Raw genomic sequence first — 16358 nt, 5'->3', positions numbered from 1 at the left:
ATTACCAGTAGTACTTCAGGGACTTCGCCCAGGGTGTGGCGGAGTACTGGCCCTTGAGCGTGCGGAACCACTGCTTGCGCTGCGCCGGTGCGATGTCCTGACTGCCGCAGCCATTGAAGCCGCTGGGCGCGAAGCAGTTGATGGCGCGGAACAGCGCGTACGCGCGGTCCTCTTCCACCGCCTGCTTGTCGGCGATGACCTTGAGGTAGCCGTCCATGCGCGAGTAGGGCGTGCCGGGGAACAGCGACTCGCCACCACCCAGTTCGCGCTCGCTGGGCTGGGTATCGAGCGGGAAGCCGTCCAGGCCGTTGCGCAGGATGAACTCGCCCAGGCAGTTCAGCGCCTTGGGCGGCGGCGGGGATTGCAGCAGGTCGCGCGCGACGTCGACGATCGCCGGGCACTCGTAGCCGCTGTCGTTCTTGCCGCCGGGCCACTGGAACAGCGACAGCGGCATGCTGCCGTAGAGGTAACCGATGCTGGCGCCCAGCGGCTTGCCGCTGCCATCGGTGGGCAACAGCGCGAGGTCATCGATGTAGGCCTGGTACTGGCCGTGCAGCAAGTCCTTGTAGAGCAGGGCGAACAGCGCGGTATCGCGCTCTTCCACCGAGACGCTGGTGGATTTCGCCTGCTGGCGCAGCAGTTCGGGCCCCGCGATGTGGCGCAGGAGGATTTCGCGGATGATCGGCGTGTGCACCGGCGAGCCCTCGGCGAACACCTTCACCAGGCGGTCGCTGCGCTCGTAGTTGAAGGCCAGCGCCAGCTCCAGCTGGTCGCGCTGCAACGGCTGCACCGCCTGCGGCAACAGGCGCAGCCAGAGTTTCTCGGCGGCGATCCAGTCGTTGCCGGCCTCGAGGGCGAAACCGCGCAGGACCTGCTGGCTGAAGGCGAGGTAGTCGAGCTTGGAGGGCAGTTCTTCGGGCAGCGACTTCAGCGCCTCGGCGGGCTTTTCCTCGACGTAGAGCTGGTAGGCCGCCGTCAGGTAGTCATGCAGGCCAGGGTTCTTCGCGAAGAGGTCCTTCTGCGCGACCAGTCCCGCAGCGTCCAGGGCGCGCGGCTCGCTGGGCTCGTGGTGACGCATCTGCATCAGGTCGAGCACCGCCAGCAGGCGCGCATCGCGCACGTCGGCCGGGTGCGCGGTGACCAGCAGCTTGTTGTCGACTTCCTGCACCAGCTGGGCGAGATCGTCGGCATCCTCGCGGGCGAACAGCTCGGCGTACTCGCCGGCGAGCCGGCCTTCATCGCTCATCAGCCAGTAGACACGCCGCGTCAGGCCCTTGGCCGAGGCGCCGTAGCGGCCTTGTGGATAAGCCTTGAGGTAGTCGCCCAGCGCGGATTCGGCCTGGGCGAGGATCTTCTTGTCGACCTTGCGCAGGTCCGGGTAGCCCATCTCGTCGAAGGCATTCTGCTGCGCCTGGTTGAGCAGTGCGCGGGCGACCATGTAGCGCGAGGTTTCCTTCAGCCAGGCCTGGTCGCTGTCCTGCAGGCTACGGAAGGATTTCAGCGTGTCGGCGAAGCGACCGCTGTAGAAGTCCGCCGCACCCTTGAGGTAAGTACGGTAGGCCTTGGCCGGGACGCTCTGCAGGTCGCCCGGCAGCAGCACGCTGAGCTGGGTTTCGTCCCACTGGCAGGCACCCAGCAGGGTCAGGCGCGCGCGGGCCAGGCCCTGGCGCTCGCCGGCGGTGAGGCTCTCGGCCAGCAACAGCTGGCTGAGGAAGTCCTGGGCGGTGAGCGGATTGTTGCTGCGGCAGCGGCTGCCTTCGCCGCTGGCGAAGCTGTCGGCGGAGGACTGCACGGCATCCGCCGGCAGGCCGATGCGCGCGGCAAGATCGGCCAGGGACGCGGTGCTGGTGCTGTCGGTCGCGTCTTCCGGTGTCGCACCGTCGAGCCAGCGTGCCAGCGGGAAAGGCACCTGGCCGTAGCCCAGTTGCTGCTCGTCGTCGGTCAGCGCACGGTTGGGGATGCTGGCCTGCCCGGCGTCGGCCAGCAGCAGTTGCAGGTTGACCCGGCTGTCGTTGCCCGGACTCAGGAAGGGCAGGCTGTTGCACACGTCCAGCGTGTCGCGCTTGAGGTTCCAGCTCGGATAACAGGAGTCGTCGCTGCTCGCGTGCGCCTCCTGCATGCCGAGGCAGCCGGTGATCAGGGCCAGCAGGGTCAGTCCGTACAGACGCATGAAGGATCCTTGTCCGTTGGAGCCCGCACGCCGGGCTGGAATTCAGAGCAGGAAGAATCTTACCTCGCCGCGCCCGGTCTTGCCCGTCTGCATGGGCACAAGACTGTAAACGCGATCTACCGCACAGCAGGACCTGCGACACGTTGTCCAGCTGATTCCTTCTTTGTTCCGGCTCAAAGAAGGAATTTGCCGACAAGGTATTTCTTCTCCCAACGACAGATCGTCGATTACGGAGAGTTACCCATGCTTGATCAGGAAGAGATTTCGCTTTCCCGCCGCACCCTGCTGGCCGGCGCCGTGGTTCTGGGCGTCACCGGCAGCATGCTTGCCAGCGGCACGGCAATGGCCGACGGGGAGGCAGCGCCGAAGAACATGGGGCCGTCGGTGGACCTCTCGAAGCTGGAGCACGTCCAGGTCGAGCTGGTTGCGCCACCCTTCGTCCATGCCCACGAGCAGCGCGCCAAGGGCAAGCCCAAGGTCGTCCAGTTCCGCATGGTGATCGAGGAGAAGAAACACGTCATCGACGACGACGGCACCGAGATCCACGCCATGACCTTCAATGGCTCGGTGCCCGGGCCGATGATGGTGGTGCACCAGGACGACTACCTGGAACTCACCCTGGTCAACCCGGCGACCAACACCCTGACCCACAACATCGACTTCCATGCCTCCACCGGTGCCCTGGGCGGCGGCGCGCTGACCATCATCCAGCCCGGCGAGGAAGTGAAACTGCGCTTCCGTGCCACCCGCCCCGGCGTGTTCGTCTACCACTGCGCACCGGGCGGCGCGATGATCCCCTGGCACGTGGTCTCGGGCATGAACGGCGCGATCATGGTGCTGCCGCGCGACGGCCTGAAGGACCGCGACGGCAAGGCGCTGAAGTACGACAAGGTGGTCTATATCGGCGAGCAGGACTTCTACGTCCCGCGCGACAAGGACGGCAACTTCAAGCGCTATGGCACGCCCATGGAAAGCTACAACGACATGCAGCAGGTCATGAAGGGGCTGATTCCCAGCCACATCGTGTTCAACGGCAAGGTCGGCGCCCTGACCGGCAAGAATGCGCTCAAGGCCAATGTCGGCGAGACCCTGCTGATCGTCCATTCACAGGCCAACCGCGATACCCGCCCGCACCTCATCGGCGGCCATGGCGACCACGTTTGGGCCACCGGCAAGTTCCACAACCCGCCGGAGGAAGACCTGGAAACCTGGTTCATTCCGGGCGGTGCAGCCGGCGCTGCGCTGTACACCTTCCTGCAGCCGGGCCTGTACACCTACCTCAACCACAACCTCATCGAGGCTGTGCTGCTGGGCGCCGCGGCGCACATCCAGGTTGAAGGCCAATGGAACAACGACCTGATGAGCCAGATCCAGCCACCAACCGCGATCAAGTAAGCCCCGAGGCCGGCCCATCCGGGCCGGCCCTTTCCCAGTAATCGATGCCGGCGACCGGGCAAACCATGCGCAAGACCATCCTGATCGGCGTACCCGTCGCACTGCTGCTGGGCGGGGCCTTCCTCCTGCTGCGGCCGCAGTACGCACCGGAACTCGCGCCGCAAACCGTGAGACTCGAACCCCGCGACTTCGACTTCCGTCCGGCGGGCGACTACTGGCTGGAGAAGCGCGCCGTGGACGCGCCATCACGGCGAGAACACCTCGCCCCGCGCTTCGAAGTCATGAAATTCCAGGTCAGCCAGGGCGAGTACGCCCGCTGCGTGGCCGAAGGCGCCTGCCTGGCGCTGGATAGCAGCACCTCCCGCGACGACATGCCGTTGACTGGCGCGAGCCTGCTGGATGCGCAGTTCTACGCCGACTGGCTGTCCAAACGCACCGGCCAGCAGTGGCGGCTGCCGACCGACCGCGAGTGGGCCTTCTTCGCCGGCTCGCGCTGGGCCGACGATGCGCTGCGCATCGAGGACGATGATGGCAGCAACCCCGCCCGGCGCTGGCTGGCGCGCTACAGCCTGGAAGCGCAGACCCGCACCAGCGAATCCGCGCTCCCCCTGACGCGCGGCAATCACGGGCTCAACGAATACGGCGTGGCCGACCTGGGCGGCAATGTCTGGGAATGGACCCAGAGCTGCCATCAGCGGGTCAACCTCGACGCCCGGGGCGCCCAGACCGAACGCGCCGAGTACTGCTCGATCCGCATCGCCGAAGGCCGCCACCGGGCGGCGATCAACGATTTCGTCCGCGATGCCCGCGGTGGCGGCTGCAGCGCCGGGCAACCACCGGACAACCTCGGTTTCCGTCTGGTCAGGGACATCCCTTGATTCCCCTCAAGTTCCGCCAAGGCCCTTAGCCGGTATGCTGCGGCGAACTGACGGGAATCATCGCCGTGACCGCCAATCTCTCGCTCCACCGCGCCTGGCTGGGCAGCTTGCCGCCCTTTGCCAACAGCAGCCGCGAGGAACAGGACGACATCCTCCGCCAGGCCAGCATCCTGCGCCTGATCAGCGGCGCGGCCGTGTTCGAGCAGGGCGCGCCGGCGAGCAACTTCTACCTGCTGGTGCACGGCCGGCTGAAGGCCACCCAGCTCACCGGCGACGGCCAGCGGGTGCTGGTGCGGGTGGTCAATCCGGGCGACCTGTTCGGCTTCGTGCGCGCCCTGGGCCTTAGCTGTTACCCCGCGACCGCCACCGCCCGCCAGGACAGCCTCGTGTTGGCCTGGCCCACCAGCCAGTGGGAACCGTTGCTGGCGCGCCACCCCGGTTTCGCCCTGAACACCGTCCAGGCCATCGGCGAGCGCCTGCAGGAAGCCCACGTACGTTTCTGCGAGCTGGCCACCGAAGAAGTCGAACGGCGCGTCGCCCATACCGTGCTGCGCCTGGTGCAACAGTCCGGCCGAGCGGAAGCCGATGGCATCCGCATCGATTTCCCGGTCACCCGCCAGGACATCGCGGAGATGACCGGCACCACGCTGCACACCGTCTCGCGCATCCTCAGCGCCTGGGAAGAGCGTGGTCTGGTGCGCGGTGGCCGGCAGAAGCTGCTGGTGTGCAACCCGCAGCAGCTGATGCGGGTGGCCGGCGGCGACGAGCGGGAAGTGCTGGTCGAGGACGCTTGACTGCAATCAAGGAGCTTGGCGCGCGCCCTTCCCTAGACTGATCGCCTCCTTGCCAAGATTGACGGCCACCACGACTGCGGCCGCCGTGCCCCACTCCACCCGAGGCCCGCCATGACCGATACCCTCACCGAACGCACCCTGAGCGACCTGGCCTTCAGCCTGCCGGGCAGCTGTGCGCTGTTCCACGACTACAAGCTCGACTTCTGCTGCGCCGGCCAGCGCAGCCTGGGCGAGGCGGCCAGCGAACAGGGCCTGGACGCCCAGCGCATCGCCGAAGAACTGCAGGCGCTGCCGCCGGCCAATGACCAGACCGACTGGCGCCTGACCAGCAACGACCAGCTCATCGACCACATCCTCGAGCGCTACCACAAGGTCCACCGCGAGCAGCTGCCGGCGCTGATCCCGCTGGCCGAGCGCGTCGAGAAGACCCACGCCGCGCACCCGCAGTGCCCGGCCGGGCTGACGGCGCACCTGAAGACCATCCAGGAAGAGCTGGAATGGCACATGTGCAAGGAGGAGAGCGTGCTCTTCCCCTGGCTGCGCCAGGGCATCCCGCTTTCCCACGTGCAGGGCCCGATCGGCGTGATGCGCCATGAGCACGACGAACACTCGCAATCCCTCGCCGTGCTGGCCGACCTGACCGACGACCTCACCGTGCCGGCGGACGGCTGCAACAGCTGGCGGCGTCTCTACAGCGGCCTGGAAGAACTGCGTCGCGACCTGATGCAGCACATCCACCTGGAGAACAACCTGCTGTTCCTCGGCGCCAACCACCCGGCCTGAGCGCCGGACCGGGAGCCAGGAGGGCGACCAGTGACAGCTTGTCTCACCACGCTGCCCGGCGGCATCGCACATACTGGCGGGATTGTCCCCGCCCAGGAGCGCCCCGCCATGCACGCGCATCGCGTCCACCACCAGATTCTGTGCGGCCACCACCTGTTCAACGTGCTCAACGAAGAACAGCTGGAACAACTGCTCGCCACCAGCGCGCTGCTCAACCTGGAGAAGGGCGACAAGCTGTTCCTCCAGGGCGAGCCGGCCTATGCCTTCTACTTCGTGATTTCCGGGGCGGTGAAAATCTACCGCCTGACGCCGGAGGGCCAGGAAAAGGTGCTGGAAGTGGTCGGCAGCCGGCAGACCTTCGCCGAAGCCATGATGCTGATGGACACCCCCGACTACGTGGCCTCGGCCCAGGCGCTGGAACCCACGCAGGTCTATCGCTTCGCCAACCGCACCTACATGGAGTTGCTGCACAGCAACCCGCAGCTGCCCTTCTCCCTGCTCGCCACCCTCTGCGTACGCCTGCACCGGCGGATCAACGAGATCGAGACGCTGTCGCTGAAGAACTCCACCCACCGCGTGGTGCGCTACCTGATCACCCAGCTCAACCGCCAGGGCAGCGAAGGCAACCGCTTCGAGCTGCCGATGGCCAAGCAACTGGTGGCCGGGCACCTGTCGATTCAGCCGGAGACGTTCTCCCGCGTGCTGCGGCGGCTGATCGACGAGAAGATCATCGACCTCGACGGGCGCAACGTGCAGGTACTCGACGTCGCGCGGCTGGAACAGTTCGAGTAAGGCCATGCGCCAGTGCCTGTATTGCCAGCACGAGAGCCCCGATGACGCTGCCGATTGCCCGCAGTGCGGGATGCCTCTGCCGCTTGATCAGGAACTGGCAAAGCAGCGCCGGCTGAAGCGCTTCGCCTGGTACTGCGCGATGCTCGCGGTGTTCTGCGGGGTGATGATGGTCTGGCTGCCGCGCTGAGCCCAATACCCGAATCCCTGTAGGAGCGAGCTTGCTCGCGAACCGAATCCCGCAGCGGGGCCAGGTTCGCGAGCAAGCTCGCTCCTACAGAATGCCCCATCAGCTTCGTAGGGCGCATAACGCCCCAGGCGTTATGCGCCGCGGCGAATGAAGCGTTCCGCTTCATTCGCCCTACATTCCTTGCTGGTCATCCCTGGCGACGGGTGAGCTGCCGATACAGCTGCGGCAGTTGCACCGGCAACTGCGCCGGGTCGTTGATCAGCAGGTAGCCCTGGCTGCCGAACAGGTGCGGCAGGTAGTCCGCGGCCTCGCGGTCGATGGTGATGCAGAACGGCACCAGCCCGGCGCGACGGGCATCCAGCACCGCCTGGCGGGTGTCCTCGACGCCGTAGCGTCCCTCATACAAATCCAGGTCGTTGGGCTTGCCGTCGGTGAGGATCAGCAACACGCGCTGGCGCTCCTTGCACTCCAGCAATAACTGCGTGGCCCGGCGGATCGCCGCGCCCATGCGGGTGTAATAGCCAGGGCGCAGCGCACGGATGCGCCCGCGCACGGTGTCGTTGTGGCGCTCATCGAAGGTCTTCAGCTGGGTCAGGCGCACCTGGTGCCGGCGCAACGAAGAGAAGCCGTACAGCGCGAAACGATCGCCCACCGCCTGCAGCGCTTCGCCGAACAGCAACAGGCTGTCGCTGATCAGGTCGATGACGCGGTGGTCGTTGTCGATGTGCGCGTCGGTGGACATCGACAAGTCCGCCAGTAGCAGGCACGCGAGGTCGCGGCGGGTCTGCCGGCGTTCGAGGAACAGCCCCGGCTCGCTGCAAGCACCCAGGCGTCGTTCGACGCTGAAATCCAGCCAGGCCTCCAGGTCCAGTTCGGCGCCCTGGGGTTGCCGGCGCAGCCACTGCGGCTGCTGGCGCAGGCTTTCGAACTGCCGGCGCAGCCGCCGCGCGATGGGCGCCAGGGCATCCGGCAGCGGCGCCGGCACGGCGTCGCGCGGCAACATCGGCTGCAGGCAGACGTGGTCTTCGATCAGTTGCTGGCGGCGGTAATCCCATTCCGGCAGGCGGATGCCCTCGCCCAGCGGCACATCGTCGAAGTCGGCGGCGGGCAAATCGAGATCGAGCTTCAACCCGCCGCCCTTCTTTTGCCGTTGCCGGGACAGGCTCAGGTGATCGAGATCGTCGGCAACCTTCGCCGCATCGAGGTCTTCGCTGTCATCGCCGGCGCGGTCCAGCTCGATATGCTCGGACCAGCTGAAGAGGTTTTCCAGACGGAACAGCAGCAGCCCGCCACGGCCGGGGTCCTGTTCGACGCGCTCGGCACGCTTGCGCGCCAGGCCCTTGGCTTCGCTGTGGGCGGATCGGCCCTGCTCGTCGCCTTCGATCAGGTCGGTGCGCTGCGGCGCGGCCAGGCGCTGCGGCGGGTAGAGCCACAGCGGCACCGGCCACGGCGCCTTTTCACTTCGGGGCAGACGTTCGATGCTGCCCGGATCGCGCAGAGCCTGTTGCAGCGCCAACTCCAGCTCCGCCTCGGCAGGCGGCAGCGTGCCGGGGTCGGGCCGCAAGCTGAGCAGGGCGTTCACCATACGCTGATAGCGCGGGCGCAGCAGTGGGTAACGCTCCAGCACCGTTCGCGTCCAGGCCTGGTTGTCCCGTGCCCAGTGGCACATCGGCTGGCTGTGGGCGGCGAGCAGCGCCAGCCAGCGGTAGAGTTCGCGGTTCAACTCGGCGTCGGGGAACACCGCCAGTTGCGCGGGCAGGCGCAGGGAATCGGCGTCGAACCAGGCCACCGGCAATTGCTGGCAGGTCCCGGCGACCTGTTGCAGAAGGCTGCGGCGTACCAGCAGCTCACGGGCACTGGCCGCCTCCACGCCGACCCCGGCTTCGCCGCCGGTGCCGCGGAACAGCAGCAGCAGGCTGCGCCGCACCTCCTCCAGGGCCACTGCCGCCTCTTCGAACTCCGGGCTGGCGCGGCGGGTGATGAAGCGGTGCCAGGCGCGGCCGAAGCCTTCTTCGATTTCGAGGTGGATGGTCATGGCGACTCCATGGGGAAGAAGATTCAGGGAGGCACGGCGCCAAACGTCACGCCGGACCAGTCCCCTCTCCCTTCGGAGTGGGGCGCGTAGCCAGGGTTAGGGAGAAGGTGCCACCGGCTGCTCCAGCGCTGGGCCATGCCCTCTCCCCCGCCCTCTCCCTGAAGGGAGAGGGAGCTAGAAGCGCTGCCGGTTACCTCACTCTCCACCGGCAAACTCCGTATACGTCAAAAGGCCCGCCGCAAAGCGGACGGGCCCGGGTGGACGGTATCGATCAGCTCACCTGAGCCGCGCCGGAAGCGACAGCCACACGGCCGCGCTGGCGGAAGCTGAGCAGGTAGCAGATCAGCCCGATGAAGAAGCCGATACCGGAGTACAGGCGCAGCCAGAAGAAGATCTTCAGTTGCTCGACCGTGGCCATGAACGGCATGGCAGCGCCATCGGCAGGCATGCGCTGCAGCCAGACCTGGACGATGCCGGCGGCGGTGAGCATCAGGGTGATCAGCAGCATGGAGATGGTCATCAGCCAGAAGCCCCAGATTTCCAGGCTCTGCGCACGAGCGTCAGGCGCTTCGCCGATGCCCCGCAGGCGCGGCATGGCGTAGCTGATCATGGTCATGACGATCATTGCGTAGGCGCCGTAGAAGGCCAGGTGGCCGTGTGCGGCGGTGAGCTGCGAGCCGTGGGTGTAGTAGTTCACCGGGGCCAGGGTATGCAGGAAGCCCCACACGCCGGCGCCGAGGAAGGCAGTCACGGTGGTGCCCAGCGCCCACAGGGCGGCGGCCTTGTTCGGGTGCTCGCGGCGGCGACGGTTCACCATGTTGAAGGCGAACAGCACCATGGCGAAGAACGGCAGCGGTTCCAGCGCGGAGAAGATCGAGCCCAGCCACAGCCAGACCTGCGGCGCGCCGATCCAGAAGAAGTGGTGGCCGGTACCGATGATGCCGGTGATAAGGGCCATGGCGATGATCACGTAGAGCCATTTCTCCACGACTTCGCGGTCGACGCCGGTGATCTTGATCAGCACGAAGGCCAGCATCGCACCCATGATCAGTTCCCACACGCCTTCCACCCACAGGTGCACGACCCACCACCAGTAGTACTTGTCGCGCGACAGGTTCTCCGGGTTGTAGAAGGAGAACAGGAAGAACACCGCCAGGCCCACCAGGCCGGTCATCATCACCACGCTGACGGCGGTCTTGCGGCCTTTGAGCATGGTCATGCCGATGTTGAAGAGGAAGCCCAGCGCCACCACCACGATGCCCATCTTGGTGATCGTCGGCTGTTCGAGGAACTCCCGGCCCATGGTCGGCAGCAGCTCGTTGTGGGTCAGCCTGGCGAGACCCGCGTAGGGCACGAGCAGATAGCCGAGGATGGTCAGCACCCCGGCGATGGCGAATACCCAGAACAGTACGATGGCCAGTTTCGGGCTGTACAGCTCGCGGTCGGCCTCCTCGGGGATCAGGTAGTAGGCCGCGCCCATGAAGGCGAACAGCAGCCAGACGATCAGCAGGTTGGTATGCACCATCCGCGCGACGTTGAACGGGATCGCCGGGAACAGGAAGTCACCGACCACGTACTGCATGCCCATGATCAGGCCGAAGACGATCTGCCCGACGAAGAGCATCAGGGCGAACACGAAGTACGGCTTGGCCACCGACTGCGAGGCGAATTTCAGATAGGGATTGCCCGGGTTCATGATCAACCCTCCTTGTTCGGCGGCCATTTGTTGGTATCGATCTTCGAGGTCCACAGCAGGAACGCCGCGAGGTCGGTGACCTCCTGGTCGCTGAGGTGGAACTGCGGCATCTGCCGGCGACCGGGAACGCCCAGCGGCTGCATCTTCATCCAGGCGGCGAGGAAGCTGCCGAAGGCCGCATCACCGCCACGGCGGATCGCGACGTTGCCCAGCTCCGGCGCAAAGTAGGCGCCTTCACCGAGAATCGAGTGGCAACCCACGCAGTTGTTCTGCTCCCACACCAGCTTGCCGCGCACCACCGACTCGGTGAGCTCACTCTGGTTGGTGCGCTTGGGGAAGGTGGTTTCGGTGTGATAGGTCAGGGCGAGGAACACCAGAAAGAAGAAAACGCCTCCTCCCAGGTAGATGTTCCTCGCCATACCTTTTGTGAATGTCTCTGACATGGGGCCCTCCTAGGTCACGGTCGGAGCCATTGTAGAAACCGTCCCTGGCCGCCTCGCTTGATGGCAATCAAGAAAGACCAATGCTTCTAGTCGGGTATTTTTCCTACATGAAATCAGGGAGTTGCATGTAGGACAAGGATCGTCCCGGTAACCACCAGCGGCCAGCCGAGCAGCAGCGATTGCCACAGCCGCGGGCCATGGCCGAGCTCCATGAAGCGCAGCACGATGAGCCATGCCTTGCCCAGGCCCAGCAGCAGGATCACCGCCACCGGCAACAGGGCATCGGGCGCGTGGTGACCGAGCCAGACGGCAGCAATGGACATCGGCAGCATCAGCAGCCAGGCGAGCAGCAGCGTGTTCACGAACCGGGCGCCAGCACGTAGACCAGCGGGAACAGCACCACCCAGACCAGGTCGACCATGTGCCAGTAGAGCGCGCCGGATTCCAGTCCACCCAGGGCATCGCCGCGGTAGGCGCCGCGCAGGCAGCGCAGCGTCATCCAGCCGAGGATCACCAGCCCCAGCAACACGTGCAGGAAGTGAAAGCCGGTGATCAGCCAGAACAGGGTGAAGAAGGTGCTGTATTCCAGGTCCAGCCCCTGCACGGCGAGGTGATGGTATTCGCCGGACTTGAGCGCTACGTGGACCAGCCCCAGCAGCACGGCAAACCCCAGCAGTGCAGCCGCGCGCCGCTGCCGGCCGTGGCGCACCTGCTCCACCGCCAGCGCCGCGCAGAAGCCGGCGGTAAGCAGTGTCAGGGTCAGCGCCAGGGCCGTGGACAGGTCCAGTTGCGCGCGGCCGGCGCGGAAACCTTCGACGTCCAGGTGCTGGGCCACGGCGAAGACGATGATGAGGATGGCGAAGACCGTCAGCTCGGCGAGGATGAACAACCACATCGCCAGGTCACCCGGCAGGTGCCGGGCATCGAGTGTCGCGTCAGGCGAAGTGGACATCGACCAGGTCCATCAGCGCGGCGACCGTGGCCTCATCGTCCGACAGCGGCTCGGCGAGCCCGGCGCGACAGGCATCGCGGGGCGCCACGCCGGCGTTGAGCAGCCGCGCGGTGAGCACCAGCAGGCGTGTCGAGCAGACTTCCTCCAGCTCCTGCCGGCCCAGCCGGCGCAGGGCCACGCCCAGCTGCGTCAGGCGTTGCGCCAGCTCAGGCGCGACCCCGGCCTCGCGGACGATGATCGCAGCCTCCGCTTCCGGCGCCGGGTAGTCGAAGCGCAGGGCGACGAAGCGCTGACGGGTGCTGGGTTTCATGCCCTTGAGCAGGTTCTGGTAACCGGGGTTGTAGGACACCACCAGCATGAAACCCGGCGGCGCCACCAGAGATTCGCCTGTGCGCTCGATGAACAGTTCGCGGCGATCGTCTGCCAGCGGGTGCAGCACGACCACCGTGTCCTGCCGCGCCTCCACCACTTCGTCGAGGTAGCAGATGCCCCCTTCGCGCACCGCGCGGGTCAGCGGGCCGTCCTGCCACCAGGTGCCGTCGCTGCCGATCAGGTGGCGGCCGACCAGGTCCGCTGCCGACAGGTCGTCGTGGCAGGCCACGGTGTACAGCGGCAGGTTCAGGCGCTGCGCCATGTGCTGGACGAAGCGGGTCTTGCCGCAGCCGGTCGGGCCCTTGATCAGCACCGGCATGCCCTGCGCGGACGCATGGGTGAACAACGCCACCTCGTTGCCGGTCGGCTGGTAGAAGAGCGGCGGATCGTTATGCGCGGGGGCGTTCATGGCGGGCGACTCTCGGTTGGCAGTTTTCGGCTCGCACGCTAGCCAGCCAGGCCCCCTGCCTCAAGCACGACGCGAAGAGTTCTTGATTGCCATCAAGCCGAGGCTGCTCGAGCCGCTCCTAGAATCGCCACAGACGCCGGGCGGGAAGCCGGCGAAAACGAACGGCGCCCCGAAGCGCCCAGCCTGTGAGGAGAGTATTCATGAACAAAGCCCTGGTTGCCCTGCTGTTCGGCGGCCTGCTGGTGCAGACCACCGCGATGGCCAGCACCGGCGAGGAACTGTTCAAGGCCAAGGCCTGCGTGGCGTGTCACGCCGTCAACAAGACGGTTGTCGGCCCGGCCTTCAAGGAAGTGGCGGCGAAGTACGGCGCCGATGGCGTGGCGCACATCAGCAACAGCATCAAGACCGGCAGCAAGGGCGTCTGGGGACCGATCCCGATGCCGGCCAACGCCGTCAGCCCGGACGAGGCCAAGACCCTCGCCGAATGGATAGTCACCCTCAAGTAGCGCCCTGCTGCGCGACCGGCACATTCAGAGTCGGTCGCTCCTCTCCAGCAACGCCAGGCAGGCATCGGCCGGCACCGGCTGGCTGATCAGGTAGCCCTGGATCTCGTCGCAACCGTGGGCGCGCAGGAAGCGCAGTTGCTCGGCGTGCTCGACGCCCTCCGCCACCACTTTCAGTTCCAGGCTGTGCGCCATGGCGATGATCGCACGGGTGATGGCCGCGTCCTCGCCGCGCTCCGACAGGTCGCGAATGAAGGTCTGGTCGATCTTCACGTAGTCCACCGGGAAGCGCTTCAAGTAGCTGAGCGAGGAATAGCCGGTGCCGAAGTCGTCGATGGCCAGCTTCACGCCCATCTCGCGCAGCTGGCGGAAGGTCGCGGTGACACTCTCGACGTTGTCCAGCAGCTGGCTTTCGGTGAGCTCCAATTCCAATAAATGCGACGGCAGCCCGGTTTCCTCCAGTACAGCGCGCACCAGGTCCACCAGATTGCCGGTGCGCAGCTGGTGCACCGAGAGGTTGACCGACACCCGCAGCTCGCGGCCCTGGCGCTGCCACGCGCGGGCCTGCTGGCAGGCGCGGCGCAGGACGAATTCGCCAATGGCACCGATCAGCCCGGTTTCCTCGGCCAGGCCGATGAAGTCGCTGGGCGGCACCATGCCCATCTCCGGATGGCGCCAGCGGACCAATGCCTCGGCGCTGTCCAGACGTTCGTTGGCGAGGTTCAGCTTGGGCTGGTAGTGCACGTCCAGCTGGCCCACTTCGATGGCCTTGCGCAGGCGGGTCTCCAGCTGCAGGCGCTCCAGGGTGCAGGCCTGCAGGTTGTCGGTGAAGAACTGGAAGGTGTTGCCGCCCAAGTGCTTGGAGTGCTGCATGGCCATGTTCGCCTGGCTCATCAGCGCGGAGATTTCCCAGGCGTTTTCCGGCAGCAGGCTGATGCCCACCGAGGCGCTGACCACCAGCTCATGGCCGCCCACGGTCATCGGCGTGCGCAGCTTGGCCAGCAGCCGGCTGGACAGCCGCGCCAGGGCCGCGAGACTGGCGTAGGAGTCGATCAGCACGGCGAACTCGTCGCCGGACAGCCGGGCGATGGTGTCGGCCTCCGGCACCGTCTGGGTCATGCGCCGCGACATCTGCCGCAGCAACTGGTCGGCGACCTCGTGGCCGAGGCTGTCGTTGAGCAGCTTGAAGCGGTCCAGGTCGATCAGCAGCAGCGCCGCCGTGCGGCCTTCCTGGCGCGCGCGCTGGCTGGCCTCGTGCAGGCGCTCCTTGAACAGCGTGCGGTTGGCCAGCCCGGTGAGTTCGTCGTAGTGCGAGAGGTAGCGCAGGCGCTCCTCGGCATCGCGGCGGGCAGTGAGGTCGGCGAAGAAGCCGACTACATGGGCCACCGCTCCCCGGCTGTCGCGCACCACGTTGAGCTGCAGCCACTGGGGGTACAACTCGCCGTTCTTGCGCGTCTCGATCAGCTCGCCCTGCCAGGTGCCCTGGCGCTCCAGCTCGGTGCGGATCGACTGGTAGCGCCGCAGGCTCTCCGCCGAGCCCATCAGCCGCGCGACGTTATGCCCCAGCAATTCCTCGCGGCGGTAGCCGGTGAGTGAGGTGAAGGCCTCGTTGATGGCGATCAGGCGGTAATCGGGGTCGAGGATGATGATGCCTTCGCTGGCGGCCTCGAACACCGTGGCGGCCAGGCGCTGTTCTTCCTCGCGGAGCTTGCGCGGGGAGATGTCGGCGCGGGTGCCGACCATCCGCGTGACCTGCCCGCGACCATCGCGCTCCATCACCCGGCCTCGGTCTTCGACCCAGACCCAATGGCCGGCGGCGTGGCGCACGCGGTATTCGATGCGGTAGCCGTCGGTGCGCCCCTTGAGGTGCTCGACCAGGGCGCGGCGCAGCAGCGGCACGTCGTCGGGGTGCAGGCGCGGGCGCAGGTCGTTGCGCACGCTCTTCACCGATTCCTGGGTGATGCCGAAGATTTCCTCCAGGTGCGAGTGGTGCACCTCATCGGTCAGCAGGTTCCAGTCCCACAGGCCCAACTCGCTGGCCTCCAGCGCCAGGGCCAGGCGCGCCTCGGTGTGGCTGAGCTTGGCGCTGCCCGCCTCCACTCGCTCCTGCAGCGCATCGCGGGCACGGCAGAGTTCGCGCTCGGCGCGGCGGCGCTGCTCGACTTCGTGCTCCAGGTCCTGGTTCAGCGCTTCGGTCTGCGCCTTGGCGCGCTCCAGGTGTGCCACCAGTGCCTGGGCCTGGAAACGCCGCAGCAGGCCGACGTGGACGACCCGATGAATCTGCCAGGCCACCACCAGCAGCGCAGCCAGCAGGATCACCCCGAGCACGCCCCAGCCCTGCTGCAACGGGTTATCGCTGATCAATAAATAGGCAATGGACGGAAACAGGCAGGGCAAGGCAAAGGTGAGAAAGGCCGGCAGGCTGACCGCGTAGGCGACGCTGGCGGACAGGATGGCCGCGGCGATCAGGCCGAACACCAGGGATTGCTGGAGGAAGGCATCCGGCGGGACCAGGGCGATAGCGGCGAAGGCCAGGGTCAGGCCCGAAGCCCCGGCGCCGAACAGGAAGGTGCGCTGCCAGTGCGGGCTGGCCTGGCGCTCGGCGGAAGCGGCATTGAAGGCCGAGACCTGGATCAGCCGCAGCACGGCCAGCAGCACCAGCCACACCAGCCAGCCGGCCAGCAGCCCCGGCTGCACGTAGTCCCACAGCAGCCCGGCGCAGGCCAGGCCATTGAGCAGCATGAGCAGGGTCGGCACCCGCGAGCCCTGGTAGAGCAGGCGCGTGCGTTCGACGGCAATTTCGTGAGCGTACTGCTGGCGGATCTCGGCATGGCTCACCGGGATCGCCGAAGGCTCTACATAAGCGGTCATAGGCGTTTTTCTTGTAGGTTCTGGCCTAGGCGTCGGCGGAGCATACCCGAGGAGGTAGCCCCACCCAAGCAGGATGAT

Annotated in this window: 15 protein-coding genes; 7 read left to right on the top strand and 8 right to left on the bottom strand. The window is 66.7% G+C overall.

The window, feature by feature from the left end; genetic code table 11:
• Position 1: 1 nt before the first annotated feature.
• Positions 2-2170 (bottom strand): PA5441 family protein, encoded by a 2169-nt coding sequence (locus tag G4G71_RS03395; RefSeq protein ID WP_169935405.1) that lies wholly within the window; start codon positions 2168-2170, stop codon positions 2-4.
• Positions 2171-2413: 243 nt separating this feature from the next.
• On the opposite strand from G4G71_RS03395, the gene nirK reads away from it, so the two are divergent.
• The 6 genes from nirK (at position 2414) to G4G71_RS03365 (ending at position 6999) form a co-directional block, all read left to right on the top strand.
• Positions 2414-3565: a copper-containing nitrite reductase gene (gene nirK, locus G4G71_RS03390; protein ID WP_169935404.1), complete on the top strand. Its 1152-nt coding sequence runs from the start codon at positions 2414-2416 to the stop codon at positions 3563-3565.
• Between the two features lie 65 nt (positions 3566-3630).
• Positions 3631-4443, top strand: a complete 813-nt coding sequence (locus G4G71_RS03385) for an SUMF1/EgtB/PvdO family nonheme iron enzyme (RefSeq protein ID WP_169935403.1) — start codon at positions 3631-3633, stop codon at positions 4441-4443.
• Positions 4444-4508: 65 nt separating this feature from the next.
• A complete protein-coding gene (locus tag G4G71_RS03380; RefSeq protein ID WP_169935402.1) occupies positions 4509-5237 on the top strand; it encodes a Crp/Fnr family transcriptional regulator in 729 nt (242 codons plus the stop codon).
• A 111-nt stretch (positions 5238-5348) separates the two neighbouring features.
• The gene (gene ytfE, locus G4G71_RS03375) at positions 5349-6020 is read left to right on the top strand and encodes an iron-sulfur cluster repair protein YtfE (protein WP_169935401.1); all 672 of its coding nucleotides are present in this window, start codon (positions 5349-5351) and stop codon (positions 6018-6020) included.
• Positions 6021-6128: 108 nt separating this feature from the next.
• Positions 6129-6812, top strand: a complete 684-nt coding sequence (locus G4G71_RS03370) for a Crp/Fnr family transcriptional regulator (protein WP_169935400.1) — start codon at positions 6129-6131, stop codon at positions 6810-6812.
• A gap of 4 nt (positions 6813-6816) precedes the next feature.
• Positions 6817-6999, top strand: a complete 183-nt coding sequence (locus G4G71_RS03365; protein WP_169935399.1) for a protein DnrP — start codon at positions 6817-6819, stop codon at positions 6997-6999.
• 187 nt (positions 7000-7186) lie between these two features.
• Here the strand turns inward: G4G71_RS03365 and G4G71_RS03360 are convergent, their stop codons facing one another.
• The 6 genes from G4G71_RS03360 to G4G71_RS03335 form a co-directional block, all read right to left on the bottom strand.
• Positions 7187-9034: a nitric oxide reductase activation protein NorD gene (locus G4G71_RS03360; protein ID WP_169935398.1), complete on the bottom strand. Its 1848-nt coding sequence runs from the start codon at positions 9032-9034 to the stop codon at positions 7187-7189.
• A gap of 271 nt (positions 9035-9305) precedes the next feature.
• A complete protein-coding gene (locus G4G71_RS03355) occupies positions 9306-10733 on the bottom strand; it encodes a cbb3-type cytochrome c oxidase subunit I (RefSeq protein WP_169942501.1) in 1428 nt (475 codons plus the stop codon).
• Positions 10733-11173: a c-type cytochrome gene (locus G4G71_RS03350; RefSeq protein WP_169935397.1), complete on the bottom strand. Its 441-nt coding sequence runs from the start codon at positions 11171-11173 to the stop codon at positions 10733-10735. The genes G4G71_RS03355 and G4G71_RS03350 overlap by 1 nt, the downstream gene beginning before the upstream one ends.
• A 113-nt stretch (positions 11174-11286) precedes the next feature.
• Positions 11287-11535 carry a cytochrome C oxidase subunit IV family protein gene (locus G4G71_RS03345; protein WP_240964873.1) on the bottom strand — a complete coding sequence of 83 codons (249 nt, stop codon included), beginning with the start codon at positions 11533-11535 and terminating at the stop codon, positions 11287-11289.
• The gene (locus tag G4G71_RS03340; protein ID WP_169935396.1) at positions 11532-12125 is read right to left on the bottom strand and encodes a cytochrome c oxidase subunit 3; all 594 of its coding nucleotides are present in this window, start codon (positions 12123-12125) and stop codon (positions 11532-11534) included. Before G4G71_RS03340 ends, G4G71_RS03345 begins: the two co-directional genes overlap by 4 nt.
• Positions 12109-12906, bottom strand: a complete 798-nt coding sequence (locus G4G71_RS03335; RefSeq protein ID WP_169935395.1) for a CbbQ/NirQ/NorQ/GpvN family protein — start codon at positions 12904-12906, stop codon at positions 12109-12111. Before G4G71_RS03335 ends, G4G71_RS03340 begins: the two co-directional genes overlap by 17 nt.
• A 200-nt stretch (positions 12907-13106) precedes the next feature.
• On the opposite strand from G4G71_RS03335, the gene G4G71_RS03330 reads away from it, so the two are divergent.
• Complete coding sequence (locus tag G4G71_RS03330; protein ID WP_152227636.1) at positions 13107-13412, top strand: c-type cytochrome; 306 nt, start codon at positions 13107-13109, stop codon at positions 13410-13412.
• A 24-nt stretch (positions 13413-13436) separates the two neighbouring features.
• Here the strand turns inward: G4G71_RS03330 and G4G71_RS03325 are convergent, their stop codons facing one another.
• Positions 13437-16280 carry an EAL domain-containing protein gene (locus G4G71_RS03325; RefSeq protein ID WP_169935394.1) on the bottom strand — a complete coding sequence of 948 codons (2844 nt, stop codon included), beginning with the start codon at positions 16278-16280 and terminating at the stop codon, positions 13437-13439.
• Between the last annotated feature and the right edge of the window lie 78 nt (positions 16281-16358).

It is taken from the genome of Pseudomonas multiresinivorans, from assembly GCF_012971725.1.
In the GTDB taxonomy this organism is placed as follows: Bacteria; Pseudomonadota; Gammaproteobacteria; order Pseudomonadales; family Pseudomonadaceae; genus Pseudomonas; species Pseudomonas multiresinivorans.
Note: the sequence above shows the minus strand (reverse complement) of the source record. Positions and strands in the feature narration are given on the sequence as shown.

Excerpts from the sequence above, each read along its gene's own strand:
- G4G71_RS03395 (WP_169935405.1), bottom strand. The coding sequence starts at position 2,170 with ATGCGTCTGTACGGACTGACCCTGCTGGCCCTGATCACCGGCTGCCTC.
- nirK (WP_169935404.1), top strand. The coding sequence starts at position 2,414 with ATGCTTGATCAGGAAGAGATTTCGCTTTCCCGCCGCACCCTGCTGGCC.
- G4G71_RS03385 (WP_169935403.1), top strand. The coding sequence starts at position 3,631 with ATGCGCAAGACCATCCTGATCGGCGTACCCGTCGCACTGCTGCTGGGC.
- ytfE (WP_169935401.1), top strand. The coding sequence starts at position 5,349 with ATGACCGATACCCTCACCGAACGCACCCTGAGCGACCTGGCCTTCAGC.
- G4G71_RS03370 (WP_169935400.1), top strand. The coding sequence starts at position 6,129 with ATGCACGCGCATCGCGTCCACCACCAGATTCTGTGCGGCCACCACCTG.
- G4G71_RS03365 (WP_169935399.1), top strand. The coding sequence starts at position 6,817 with ATGCGCCAGTGCCTGTATTGCCAGCACGAGAGCCCCGATGACGCTGCC.
- G4G71_RS03360 (WP_169935398.1), bottom strand. The coding sequence starts at position 9,034 with ATGACCATCCACCTCGAAATCGAAGAAGGCTTCGGCCGCGCCTGGCAC.
- G4G71_RS03350 (WP_169935397.1), bottom strand. The coding sequence starts at position 11,173 with ATGTCAGAGACATTCACAAAAGGTATGGCGAGGAACATCTACCTGGGA.
- G4G71_RS03340 (WP_169935396.1), bottom strand. The coding sequence starts at position 12,125 with ATGTCCACTTCGCCTGACGCGACACTCGATGCCCGGCACCTGCCGGGT.
- G4G71_RS03335 (WP_169935395.1), bottom strand. The coding sequence starts at position 12,906 with ATGAACGCCCCCGCGCATAACGATCCGCCGCTCTTCTACCAGCCGACC.
- G4G71_RS03330 (WP_152227636.1), top strand. The coding sequence starts at position 13,107 with ATGAACAAAGCCCTGGTTGCCCTGCTGTTCGGCGGCCTGCTGGTGCAG.
- G4G71_RS03325 (WP_169935394.1), bottom strand. The coding sequence starts at position 16,280 with ATGACCGCTTATGTAGAGCCTTCGGCGATCCCGGTGAGCCATGCCGAG.